Annotated in this window: 8 protein-coding genes; all 8 read left to right on the forward strand. The window is 36.9% G+C overall.

What is annotated here, in order from left to right; genetic code table 11:
• Nucleotides 1-335: 335 nt before the first annotated feature.
• The 8 genes from DWX43_RS26445 to DWX43_RS26485 all read left to right on the forward strand — a co-directional run bounded on the left by DWX43_RS26445 (nucleotide 336) and on the right by DWX43_RS26485 (nucleotide 11617).
• Entirely contained in the window at nucleotides 336-779 is a 444-nt protein-coding gene (locus tag DWX43_RS26445; protein WP_118623031.1) for a hypothetical protein, read from the forward strand.
• A gap of 8 nt (nucleotides 780-787) precedes the next feature.
• Nucleotides 788-1594, forward strand: a complete 807-nt coding sequence (locus DWX43_RS26450) for a leucine-rich repeat domain-containing protein (protein WP_118623033.1) — start codon at nucleotides 788-790, stop codon at nucleotides 1592-1594.
• Nucleotides 1595-2200: 606 nt separating this feature from the next.
• Nucleotides 2201-5143: a hypothetical protein gene (locus DWX43_RS26460; protein ID WP_118623037.1), complete on the forward strand. Its 2943-nt coding sequence runs from the start codon at nucleotides 2201-2203 to the stop codon at nucleotides 5141-5143.
• 10 nt (nucleotides 5144-5153) lie between these two features.
• Nucleotides 5154-7007 (forward strand): O-antigen ligase family protein, encoded by a 1854-nt coding sequence (locus DWX43_RS26465; protein WP_118623039.1) that lies wholly within the window; start codon nucleotides 5154-5156, stop codon nucleotides 7005-7007.
• Complete coding sequence (locus DWX43_RS26470) at nucleotides 7000-8439, forward strand: penicillin-binding transpeptidase domain-containing protein (protein WP_118623041.1); 1440 nt, start codon at nucleotides 7000-7002, stop codon at nucleotides 8437-8439. Before DWX43_RS26465 ends, DWX43_RS26470 begins: the two co-directional genes overlap by 8 nt.
• Nucleotides 8440-8513: 74 nt before the next feature.
• The gene (locus tag DWX43_RS26475; protein ID WP_118623043.1) at nucleotides 8514-10280 is read left to right on the forward strand and encodes a leucine-rich repeat protein; all 1767 of its coding nucleotides are present in this window, start codon (nucleotides 8514-8516) and stop codon (nucleotides 10278-10280) included.
• A 234-nt stretch (nucleotides 10281-10514) separates the two neighbouring features.
• Nucleotides 10515-10871, forward strand: coding sequence for a leucine-rich repeat domain-containing protein (locus tag DWX43_RS26480; RefSeq protein ID WP_118623045.1), 357 nt, complete (start codon nucleotides 10515-10517; stop codon nucleotides 10869-10871).
• 386 nt (nucleotides 10872-11257) lie between these two features.
• A complete protein-coding gene (locus DWX43_RS26485) occupies nucleotides 11258-11617 on the forward strand; it encodes a C1 family peptidase (protein WP_182440825.1) in 360 nt (119 codons plus the stop codon).
• Nucleotides 11618-12499: the final 882 nt, after the last annotated feature.

A 12499-nucleotide genomic window follows, 5' to 3' on the forward strand; every position in this document is an offset into this window, starting at 1 on the left:
GCAATCGTCAATGAGTTGGTTTTGGCAGTCTGAAAAATGTCACTTAAAGCAATCTGATGGTATTTAGCAGCCATAAATTTTCTTCTCCTCAGGTGTTGGGATATGCTAGTTTGGTTACCTATATTTTACCACTTGTGGAGAGAAAATTTATATAAATCAAGTAATAAGACCCAGTAAAAATTAAGGGTTTTTGGCATTTATCAAATGTTTATCTATGTCTGGATATAGGAGAAACAAGAATCATATGGAAATGCTATGTTGAAAAAAGTATATCCTAAAGGAAATCCTACAATTTCTGCTTTGTCAGGAGATTCGATAAATATTTTAGACTGTTTATGTCAATACAATTGAAAAAGATAAGGGTTGGAGATATAATAAAGTTATGTGAAAAAATTGTGAAATATGAAAAGAAATATGGAGAGAAGGGAATGGCATTAACGATATCTGTGTTAATGCTCACTACAATTTTATCGGTTACAACATTTGCAGAAGATGTGGAGGTCTCTGAGTCAGCTATAGAAAATGATACTTTGAATATTTACAGTGCTGAAGAAAATACTTTATCTGAAGTGGGTATTGGGGAAGATAACTTATTCTCAGGAATGAACATAGAGGAAGAAAATCGTTATTCAGAGCCAGAAGAAGTTGATAATAAAGAAAGCCTACAGGTGGCTATGGCAGGTTCGGAAGGTATGTGTGGAAAATCTGTGAAATGGCAGTTATATGGGGACGAAAAATTGGTAATTAGCGGTACCGGAGAGATGGACAATTTTTTCTGAATGTCTATATGAATTCAAATGCACATTGGAAAGACAGACAATATAAGTCGGTTATTATTGAGGATGGCATAACGGCTATGGGCAGTTATGCATTTTATAGTAGTAGTTTATCGAATATAATTATACCGGATAGTGTGATAAGTATAGGACAAGGGGCATTTTATTGTTGCAGTAACCTAAGCACTATTGTAATTCCTGAGGGTATTACTGTTATTAATGCAGATACATTCAGGGAATGTGGAAATCTGAAAGATATAAAGCTTCCGGTTAGTTTTGGATCAATAGGAAAACAGGCATTTTCGGGAAGCCTTAATTTGAAGAGCGTAATAATTCCTGAAGGGGTTAAGACAATATCTATGGAAGCGTTTCAGATGTGTATGGGACTAACCAGTATAACAATACCGAAAAGTGTAACAGACATGGATATGTGGGCTTTCCTTCGCTGTGATAATCTTCAGGAATTGGTTATGAAAAGCGATGCCCCTAACATACTAGGTGGAGGAAGTCTGGCAGCAGGTCCGGATCCTTTTGTTGTTAAGGTGCCAAAAGGAGCAGCGGGTTATGGTGCCTACCCATGGAATGAATGTAAGATCGTTTATATTGAGTCTGGGCCGGATAAACCGTTACCAGTAAGCAATTTGAAAGCGGCTGCAGATGGCAGAAATAGGACAAGATTGTCATGGAACGCATCATCTAATGCAGAAGGATACCTGATTTATGCACAGAAAAAAGGAAAATACGGATATTGCGGTGTGACTTCTGGTCTTTCTTTTATTGATAAAAAAGCGTCCAAGAAAGAGTATAACTTTTATTAGGTATAAACTTATCATAAAGATGCAGCTGGCAAAATGATTGTTTGCAGTACGCCGAAATATGTATATGGGAAGGCAAAGTAATGTAGTAATTATTTAACATCAAAAATTGCCAGATATATAGACTACAGAGTGATGAATGAGGGTAGGATAATCAGAAAGAGGCGGAAGAAAAGGCGCCGATTTCTGAAACTGAGGATGAATCTGCGATGTCCTCAGATGCTATAAAATTGGATCTGCCGGCAGTTACAGAGTTAAAAGCAATAACAATAATACTGCCTCTCAGAAAGAAATGAAATTTTATTGGGTGTTTCCGTACTTCAGAGAAAATGTGCAGATGGTAGTGGGAAAAAGTACAAAGTATGTCTATGCAAAGGGGCTGCCGCCAATAAATTATACTATATATAATTCTATAATAGAAAGATACGTAAAAGCTGTGTCAGAAAAATGCATTAAAAGTCATAAAGTGAAAAATTGTTAAAAACTGGATTGTTACGAAATCGGAGCTTTGTAAAGGTTAGTACTAAGGATCAGTATTGTTTCATTGAGTATAAAAAACGGTTTTGTGAAATCTGTTTTTATAAAAGATTATAAAGAGGAGGGACAAATTTGAAACGAGGAATTAAAAAAACAATTGCTGCGATGATGGGAGGTGTAATGATATTTATGCTGCCGGTATTCAGCCCAATTATGAAGGCAGCAGACAACGTATTAAACAAAGTGTCAGAAGACGACTTTGACGATGCGGCAACGATGGGAGATGGCGTATTTGCTAAAAGTGGAAATAGCTTTGAGAACATGTCAGATGGAGATCAGTATTATTACATAGCAGAAGATGGTACAAAGACATCTTTAACAGAAGCTATAAAGGCTCAAAATATTGATGCATTTTATAGGACGACCACAGGTGTCAATTATTTATTGAATGGTGTGGTTGTAGCCGGACATGAAAACAAGGTTGCATTTATGGACAAGGATGGTGAATTATGGGGAGAACCCATTTATTCATCCGTGCTCTATGTCAATGATAATATGTTTTTTGGCAGTACCAGTGAACAGAATGGCAGCGGCTATCATGTTTTCGATGGTTGGGGGTTATATAAAAAAGACGGTACACTGATAGATAATTTAGATACGGTACCCGTGAATTATTCGGAAGAGGATGCTTCGTCCGGTGTCAAACAGCCTGAAACCGTTATTGAAAATAACAGGGATAATGATGCAGAAGAATCTTATGAAATAACAATGGAAACTGATGAAAATGGTGAAGTTGTTGCAAGAATACAAGATAGTATTTTCAATAAAGGCTATTCTTACGTTCATAATAAGCTTTTATGTCTGTCAGGAGTAAATGGCATTCCATCATTGAGGATGTACAATGAAGATGGTACAAAAGTCATGGAAGTGGAGAATATAAGACGATATTATGTATCAGAGTCAAGTGATTACATTGGAGCGGTCGATACAGCAAACTGTGTGCAGGTTTATAATTATTCAGGAGAGCATTTATTTACTGCAGAGAATTGTAATTATTTTGATGTGGAGGAATTGCAGAAATATGGCTATGCCGGGATTTCAGGGAATAGGATTGTAGATGCTAACGGTAATGTTGTGGTACAGGGAGACGATATTGCAGGGTTTGACAGTCAGGCCGCTGTTGTTTGGAATGGAGAGGAAGCAAAACTTGTAAATATGAATCAGGAAGATTTGTTTCCTATAACGCCATTATATGAAGAAATGGTTGAGGATGGATATAAATTGACGTCGACTTCCGTTTATTACAATAACAGCCATCTGTTTGTTTCAATCTATCAGAAAAATGATAACAATGAAGCAAAATGTGCTACGAAAGTATTCAATCTTGATGGTGAAGTCATTACTTCTGTGGATGGATACTGGTTAGCCGAAGCACCGGAAGGAGTTGTAAATGAGGAATACATGCTCTTAAAAAATACGGACTACTTTAAAAGAGCCCTGTTTGATCTGGCGGGGAACCAGCTGACTGATGTTCAAAGTAACCTGAATTTTTGGTATGAGGGTTGGGGAGCTGCTGATAATTTGATAGCATATTCATCAACATACCAAGATGCCAAAATGGTACACACACTCATTTTTAGGGATGGAACAACAATTGAATGTCAGAGTAGGCCATTCTATATTAATAATAGAGCGGTGATCTCATCAGATGAGGGTACGTATGTTATTAATGGAAGTGGGGGAGTCATGATACCAGCAGGACAATATAATGATTTCATGCTGTCAGAATACTCACCATATATCATAGGCCTTTATGAAAATGGTTCTGATGTTTTAGATGAATCCGGACAGGTTTTAAATGACAGGAATGAATATACGAATGTGAGCCATACAGCGATATTTTCCGATTTTAAAAATAGTTCTGGCCAATTCCAGAATGGGATCACGTCTAATGGAATGCTTGTTGCGGAAAATAAGGCCGGAAAAGTTAATATTGTAAAGGTTGGTAAGGTTTTAAAATCTCTGGACCCACTTAGTGCAATCAATGACCAGATATATACAGGTAATCCTGTTAAACCGAATATTATCGTCACATCAGGAGGTGCGGCGCTGACAGAGGGAACAGATTATACCATAGAATTCTTTGAAAATACTGCAGTGGGTAAAGGTAAAGTTGTAATAACAGGTATTGGAGAATATACAGGTACTCAGGAAGCAGAATTTAATATTGTATATAAGAAGAGTGAGGCTCCGGAGAATGTGACAGCTGCTTTTACAAATGATAATTTCATCAAGGTATCATGGAAAAAAGTAGACAGTGCAGATGGATATATAATCTATAGGAAGGATAGTAAAACAAACAACTATAAATATCTGATGATGACATCCAAGAATACAGTGCTAAGCTTGATTGATAAGGAAGTATCTAAGAGCAATATTTATAGTTATAGGGTATACTCTTATAATAATTATGATCAACGTATATTAGGGCCTGCCAGTAAGGAAGCCACGGCAAAAGCAACAGTACTATCTGGAGTAAAGAATGTTGCAGCGGCTCCTGCAGGCAAAAATAAAGTGAAACTTACCTGGAGTGTGGTGAAGAATGCGGACGGATACTTGATTTATGCCCAAAAAGATGGAAAATATGGATACTGTGGGATGACAAGCGGTGCGTCTTTTACAGACAAGAAAGCAATTGACAGTGATTACAATTTTTATTGGGTTTTTGCTTATGAAAAAGATACAGATGGGAAAATGATACCTGGAGAATCCGGTAAATATGTATTCGCAAAAGGCATTGTTCCTACAGTTACGGGTATGAAGGCGTCTTCTGCAAAAGGAAGTGTTAATCTTTCCTGGAATAAGGTAACAGATGCTCAGGGGTATTTGGTTTATGGAAAAACTGCTAGCGGGAAGTATGGCTATATAGGTATGACATCCGAGACGGTATTTGTAGATAAAAAAGCGTCTAAGAACGAGTATAATTTTTATTGGGTGTATGCTTATTACAAAAATAACGCAGGTAATAATATTGTAAGCGGTGCTCCTAAATACGTTTATGGCAAGGCAAAATAGGAGAAAATAAGTGAAATTGATTAACAGGAAAACCAGGGATGATAATAATATCATCCCTGGTTATAAATATATTATAAGCTGTATTATAACAGCGGGGGTAATGCTTTGTCCTTTTGCAGCACATTTAAAGGTCTACAAGTTGAGCAGTGCTGGGCAGACACTATTTGAACAATCAGACGGATTTTTTGTTGACTTCTTTCTTTATTATAAGGCAGTGTTTATAACACTAGTTGCCGTGATTATAATTTTACTGTTTATTGGCGAACACGTTTTCCCAGACAGAAAAATTGCGTCTTATCAGTTAAGAACTAAGAAAATGCATGTTGTCTATATCTGCTGTGGTGGCTATCTGTTGCTTGTCTTAGCCTCCTTTTTGTTTTCGGAGTATAAATTTGAGGGAATCTTTGGTCTGCCTACGGAATGTGAAGGGATTTTTGTATTAGTAAGTTACATTGTTATATTATTTGCAGGAATACAGTATTTTGGTAATGAAAAGTCATTAAAAATATTCAGAACAGCATTAGTTCTATTTACAGTTCTCTGGATAGGTGCAAGCCTTATTGAATTATTATATAAACCACTATTTGAAATAGGAATTTTTCAAAACATGCTGGCACCAGAACAGTATAGAGAAGCGTTGAAAACAATGAAAAATGAAGAATATCAGGGGATGATAACACTCGCAATGTATAATCCCAATTATTACGGTGGAATGTGTGTGCTTTTATTTCCATTTTTATATACTTCATTTTTAGAAGATAAAACAAAAAAAAGGTGGGGTTATTTACTGCTATCTGTCGGAATATTGATTTGTACAATAGGTTCTAAGTCCACAGCGCCTCTGTATTGTGTGATTATAGAAATAATTATGGCAGGAATATTAGTACTTCGTGCAAGACTTAAAAGTTTAAAAAAAGTTATATTATTTTTTCTGTGTTTTCTATTTATATTACTAATAATGTCAACCCTGACAAAAGGGACATTCCTGAGAACATTGAACCAGACATTGACTAATACAGGCAGGGAAGAAAACAAAAAAGATAAATTTATACTTAAAAAGTTGGATATGCAGGATAGTCAAATTAAATTGACAGGGGAGAGCAACGACCTGGTGATTGAGGCTAATCCAGAGCAGGCAGTCAAGGCGGAATCTGTTGTGTTTAAAGATACGGAGGGAAAAGTACTGAACAGACTTATCCAGGGGACAAAGGTAGGTTTTGAAGATAACAGGTATATAAATATTTCTATAGATATCCAGGAATTTTTTATGCTTATTGATTTGGGGTATGATACGCCGTTAAGATTCTATGTGACTACAGAAGGCTTTAAAGGTGTAGGTCCTAACGGAACAGTATTGGAAAAAGTGGGGTATGAAGAAGAGATAAACAGATTTGACTCATTTGCTACTGGAAGAGGATATACATGGAGCAGGATTCTGCCAGTACTTAAGGAATGTATTATCATAGGAAAGGGACCAGGAACATTTCCATATTATTTTCCACAATTTGATTATGTGGGGCTGTTGAATACACATGGAAGTGCAGATTTTGTTATAGATAAAGCTCATAATATGTATCTACAGATTTGGGTACATACTGGGCTAATAAGTCTTTTATGTCTTTTTGTGCTATTTATTTGGATCATTTTCAATAACATAAGGTTAAAAAGAAAGGACCTGCCGGACAAAGAAAATGGAATAACAGAGATAGTGAGAAAGGGAAGCTTAGTTTCAATTGCAGGCTGGCTTATCTGTGCTTTTGTTAATGACAGTATTGTGACTGTAAGCCCTATGTTTTGGTTTGTAACTGGAATCAACATAGCTATTATAATAATGCTGAAACAGGAGAATATGCTGTATGAGTGATAAAGGATTAAAAAAGAAACATAGAAAGATAGTAGTTATAGTCTTCTTTTGCTTGGTGATTTCAGCTGGCTTATCTTTTTTTATAATAAATGACAAACTGCAAAAAGCAGATATGGGAGCAGCAGTTATCTATGACATGAATGGCGAAGAAATAGAACGGCTTGATAAGGCCTGGACTTCTGGCCTGGCCTCTAAAAGCATGATAATGAATGATATTATTACCGATAGTATTGTTAGGGAACTATACGAGGAACTGCAGGCTAACGGAATGTCAGAAGAAAAAATCGAGGAAGGCTTGAATCTGGATGGCTGGAAGATATATACTACAATTGATGTGGAATTACAGGATTGTTTGAACCAATATTATCAGGACAGCAGTAATTTTACGGCAACGGGGAAAGAGATGGATTGGAGTGAAATTCCGCCCAGTTCTATGGTGATTATGGATTACCGTGGATGTATCAGAGCAATTGCAGGAGGCAGTGGACAATGGGGGGATGTAAATAGAGCCACGAATAAACTATATCAGGTGGGTTCAACTATCAAACCGGTATCTATTTATGCTCCGGCTGTGGCGAATAAGTTAATCAATTATTCGACATTATGCGAAGATACACCTGGGAATACAGTAGTAAGAGGAAAGAATATTCAATGGCCAAGTAATTATGATGATCACTATGATGGACAGGTTACAGTAGCGTATGCCTTAGAAACATCTAAGAATACGGTCCCGGTGAATCTTGGAATGCAAATGGGAATTGATTATATTTATAAATATCTTAAAAACACTTACTTTTCAGCACTTGAGGACGAAAAAGATAAGCAGCTCGCAGCACTGGCATTAGGATATTTTGAGAGAGGGATAAGTCTGGACGAGTTGGCTGCTTCATATGAGCCATTTGGTAATGGAGGGAATTATTATTCTCCTGCAATATATACAAAGGTGATTGACAAAGATGAAAAGGTCATTATAAAAAAATCCAGAGAGCCACAGAAAATTATGGATAAAGAGACTGCTTATATCATGAATCGGCTTTTAGTGAATAATGTGAGCGGAAAAGACGGGATTGCAAGTGGTGCGCAGATAGAAGGTCTCGAAGTGGCCGGAAAGACAGGGACGGTTGCAAATGAAGTTACAGATGTACGTAAACTTTTTGTTGGAATGACTCCGGAATATATAGCAGGTGTACAGGTAGGATATGATGAAAAAGACATACCGCTTCCGGGGGATTATAAGCAGCCGATTAATATCTGGCAGGAATTTATGGGAAGCATTCAGCCTGGAATAAAGGAATTTGAAAAAAGTAAAGAAGTGATTGAAAAGGAGTTTTGTGAGGTCACTGGGAAAATAAAGGGGGAGTATTGTAAAGAGATACAGGCAGGGTACTATACGAAAGACAATATGCCGGAAATATGCACTGAATGTAAATGAATTAAATTTTTTATGTATTAGTAAAGAGTGAATATGCTACGGATGAAGATAATAATTTTCAGGAGGAAAAAGTTGTGAAAAAGAAAATTGTTGCATTGTTACTATGTCTAGTGATGGTTATGCCGAATACCTTGGTCTATGCTGCGGATGCTATTTCAGGGGAAGAAAGTGCGCAGGAAGAAGATGTTAACACGGAACAAATTCAGGGCGTTCCTGAATTGTCGGAATTACAAGAGACAACAGAAGACGAAAATAAAAATGAGGAATCGAAGGAAACAAACAGTTCAGATAAAACTGATGCTGTAGAGAATATTGATCCAGTGGAAGCGGGGGTTACGGACACAGAAAATGTTGGAGAAGATCAAAGTGGAACGAAAGCACAGACAAATAATAGTGATTTTAGTATAAGTTCTAATGGTGTACTGACAAAGTACTATGGCACTGCATCGGAGGTGGAGATACCATCTGGTGTAACTGCAATTGGATTATATGCATTTAATGAATGTAATACGGTGGTAAATGTTAAGATTCCAGAAAGTGTAACAAGTATTGGAAGAGGCGCGTTTTACCATTGCAAGAATTTGAAGAGTGTAAATCTGCCAGAGGGAATACCATGTATTGAGGATTACACATTTGAGGCATGCAGCAGCCTGGAAAGTATTACCATACCTAACAGTGTAAAAGAAATAGGGGAACTGGCATTTAATGAATGTATAAGTATAACGAGTGTCAATATACCTAACTCTGTTGAAAAAATCGGAAGATGGGCTTTTTTGGATTGTGAGCAATTAAAAAGTGTTACTTTATCGGATTCGATTACAGAATTACCAGATTATATATTTCTTAGATGTAGCTCTTTAGAAAAAGTCAAACTACCTAAGAACTTAAGTAGTATTGGGGCGAGTGAATTTGCTCAATGTAGCAGCCTGACTGCTATTACTTTGCCAGAAACATTAAAAAGCATAGGGATGCGTGCGTTTGAATCGTCTGGGTTAAAAAGTATTATTTTGCCAGAGGGAATTGTAAAATTAGAAGAATATACATTTGTGAGCTGTACTAATTTAGTTGATGTTACATTTCCAAAAAACTTTGCAAGTATCGGGTCTAACGCATTTATTAACTGTTCGTCCTTAAAAAATCTGGTAATGAATGGAGATGCGCCTGAAACACTAAGCAAATCTCCTTTTGACCCACAGAAGATTATTGTAAAGATTCCAGCACATGCCAAGGGGTATGATCAGGAGCCATGGTCAAGGTATAAAACAGAAATAAGAGATGAAATAAACATACCGAAAGCCATAGCGAATTTAAGTGCAGTATCAGTGGGGCCTAATCAGGTGCAATTGGCGTGGAAGGAATCTACGGATGCGGAAGGATATCTGATATATGCACAAAAAAGTGGGAAATATGGATATTGCGGAATGACAGGAAACACAAAGTTTACCGATAAAAAAGCATTAGATTCCGAGTATAATTTCTATTGGGTATTTCCGTATGTGAAGAATGGTAACGGCAAAATGATTCCTGGAAGTTGTCAGAAATATGTTTATGCCAAAGGAGTGACGGCAGCGGTTTCAAATCTAAAAGCATCATCAGGCTCTAAGGGTGTCCAACTGATATGGCAGGCTTCAAAGGGGGCAGAAGGATATTTGGTCTATGGAAAAACGGCAACAGGAGTATATGGATATAAGGGAATGACGACGAAGGGTACTTCCTTTACGGATAAGAATGCATCGATAAGCGAATTCAATTTTTACTGGGTATTTCCATATCATAAGAATCAAAGTGGGAAAATGATAGTAGGTGGCACTCCAAAATATGTTTATGGCAAAAAACTCTAAATATAATTATTGTATAGGTTATACTTAGAGGCCATTGGTAACATTAGGAAGGGAAAATATGTACGAAATATTAAGGCTGCAGAAGACAAGATGTTAGAACAGGAGAAGGGAAAAATCGAATCAGAAGAGAATCCGGATGCAGAGGGCATTTAAAAACGGCCATAGTTTAAAAAGTGTAGAATTGGGAAGTTACATTACGCAAATCGGCCGCAGTGCTTTTGATGGGTTAAAAGTTTGATTAAAGTCAATATTCAAGATTCAGTTACATATATAGGAGCGTATGTGTTTAGTGAATGTAAAGCACTTTCAACAATTACACTGGGTAATGAGGTGACGAAGATAGTTGGCTATGAATTTAGTAGGTGCAGTAATCTTCAAAAGCTTGTGATGTCATATGGAGCTACTGTTATTTCAAATGATGTCTTTGTTAATTCGGACTATGTTACGGTATATGTTTATGATAATACCTATGCCTTAAAGTGGGCTCAGGAAAGAGGAATTCCCTACAAACTTATAGGAGCTTTTACATCGTCCCCGGTGGGGGATTTAAGAGCCACTGCCGTGGGGAAGAACGGAGTATTAATAACGTGAATTGCGTCAGCAAATACAGATGGATTTCTTATCTATGCACAGAAAAATGGGAAATACGGTTATTACGGAATGACTTCAGGAACAGGTTTTACTGATTTGAAAGCATTGGATACAGAGTATAATTTTTATTGGGTTTTTCCATATACAAAAGATAAAAATGCTTCTGGGAAAATGATTGTAGGCGGCACTCCGCAATATGTATATGGTAAAGCTAAATAGAAGGGTAAACTATGAAACAGGCAATGATTCCAATGTAGGATATTATTGGCTGTTTTGTGTTATACATTAAAGCATCAGGAAGATTTATAAAGTGACAAGTTGGAAGTAAGAGAAAAATTAATAAAATATTTTTGATGAGTGTTTGTGTGTTGGCGGCTTTTCTGATAATGGGTACTGATATAAATGCGGATGGAGTGGATTATGTAAAAGGTCAGCCTCTAACGGAAAAGGAAATACAGATACAGAAGTTGAAAGAGTCACAATTATTTGATAATACCATAAAGGAGTTAGAATTCGAACCTACTTTAGGAAAAAATAAAACTGTTCTTCCGAAGGTTTATGATGCACGAGATGAAGGATTGAAGGTTCCTGTAAAAGATCAAGGTATTTGGGGATGCTGTTGGGCAATTTCAGCACTGGAGAGTGCAGAACTATCAATGGTGAAACAGAGTGAAAAGACACATTTGGATTTTTCGGAAGCGCATTTGGCATATTTTTTCTATCATAGAATGGATGATCTGTTGTAACTATTCAGACCCCCCTTTAGTCAAAAATAATATCAGGGTTACCTGAGATTGCTTCACGGATTGCCGTAAATGCATTAATCCCATGCTTATGTGCAGTTCCGATAAACTCATTATTGTAAGATATTCCTGTGCACCATCTTCACTTCGGAAGCAACCTGAGACTTTGGTTTTCACCTTGACCATCCTCAGATCGCGTTCCGCTTGTTATCCTTATATAAGGATAAAGGTCGGAAAATATCGCCCGACCCTATGCGGTAGGGCGAAAAAATTTCCTGTTCCATGATACCGTAAAAGGTGCTCGGGCCAGTTCCGTCATTTACAGTTTAGTAGAAACTGCAAAACTCAACAATCTGAACATCTATGCATATCTGGAGACAGTACTGCTTTATATGCCGGACTACAAAAATGAGCCCGAAGGTATAGAAGAGCTGATGCCCTGGTCTAACATGATACAGCAGAGATGTCGGATCAAACCGAAAAGTTGAAGTTGGAGTATTTTACTTCAACTATAGCTGAATACCTCGTGAAAAGATAGCCGTTATTTTATTGAGCGCTTACTTTAGTAGAGTAATGTAGAATAGGCATATACCGATTATTTCTCTTTAGCCTTTCCATATACAGAGTTAGATGTCCCGCCGGCAATCAACTTGAATCTTTGCAAACCGGTAATTATTAATTAACAAAATATTATTGAGGTACTTTTGATTTGGTGCTATTATAAGAATAAGAGTAAATTGTGTAAAAACTGCAAAAAAATTACAGGATCACACAAAATACAATGTAGATAATCGTTAAATGATTTTAGCGTTGAGTGTGGATGACTTTCCACTATATAAGGAGAAAAAACAGGTCCGTATTCAGAATTGTTTCTGAATTGACGTA

The organism is Clostridium sp. AF19-22AC, from assembly GCF_003479085.1.
GTDB classification, from domain to species: domain Bacteria; phylum Bacillota; class Clostridia; order Lachnospirales; family Lachnospiraceae; genus Faecalicatena_A; species Faecalicatena_A orotica.

Bases quoted from the DNA above. Each gene is read 5' to 3' on its own strand.
- DWX43_RS26445 (WP_118623031.1), top strand. From the start codon at position 336: ATGTCAATACAATTGAAAAAGATAAGGGTTGGAGATATAATAAAGTTA.
- DWX43_RS26450 (WP_118623033.1), top strand. From the start codon at position 788: ATGAATTCAAATGCACATTGGAAAGACAGACAATATAAGTCGGTTATT.
- DWX43_RS26470 (WP_118623041.1), top strand. From the start codon at position 7,000: ATGAGTGATAAAGGATTAAAAAAGAAACATAGAAAGATAGTAGTTATA.
- DWX43_RS26485 (WP_182440825.1), top strand. From the start codon at position 11,258: ATGGGTACTGATATAAATGCGGATGGAGTGGATTATGTAAAAGGTCAG.